The organism is Streptomyces sp. NPDC127092, from assembly GCF_042722475.1.
Taxonomy (GTDB): Bacteria; Actinomycetota; Actinomycetes; order Streptomycetales; family Streptomycetaceae; genus Streptomyces.
In genome coordinates this window covers 629-1270 of the sequence record NZ_JBHXFE010000292.1, presented here as the reverse complement: position 1 = coordinate 1270, position 642 = coordinate 629, and the positions used below count along the sequence as shown (strand labels likewise).

1 protein-coding gene is annotated in these 642 nt (G+C 68.4%); it reads left to right on the top strand.

Going from position 1 to position 642, the window contains the following annotated elements; all coding sequences use genetic code 11:
- Positions 1-138 precede the first annotated feature (138 nt).
- The coding region (locus tag ACFWJO_RS39790) for a VOC family protein (protein WP_386873184.1) at positions 139-642 on the top strand (504 nt) is incomplete at its 3' end.

The window sequence follows — 642 nt, the reverse complement described above, 5'->3', positions numbered from 1 at the left end:
GGTGCGGGCGCCCCGGACCCGCGACAACTCAACCCGCGTTCCTCGAGAGCCTTTCCGTCGGTCGCCCGGATCGTATACGATCGAGCCACTGACCGTGTCCCAGGCCACAGCGCACCGCCCCCTCACCAAGGAGCACCGATGACCAACCTCGAGAGCCGCCAGAAGACCTCCTCCGGCTTCTTCGTCACGAAGGAAGCCCCCATCGACCCGGAGAACCCCCTCCCCACCCCGACGTCCGAGGCACCGGACATCCTGCGCTGCGCCTCGATGGAGCTCGTGGTCACGGACCTCGCCGTCTCCCGCGAGTTCTACGTGGACGTGCTCGGCCTGGTGGTCACCGAGGAGGACGAGGAGACCGTCTACCTGCGCTCCATGGAGGAGTTCATCCACCACAACCTGGTGCTGCGCCAGGGCGAGACCGCCGCCGTGGCCGCGTTCTCCTACCGCGTGCGCACCCCCGAGGACCTGGACAAGGCGGTCGCCTTCTACGAGGAGCTGGGCTGCCGCGTCGAGCGTCGGAAGGACGGCTTCGTCAAGGGCGTCGGCGACTCCGTGCGCGTCGAGGACCCGCTGGGCTTCCCCTACGAGTTCTTCCACGACGTCGAGCACGTGGAGCGCCTGGCCTGGCGCTACGACCTCTAC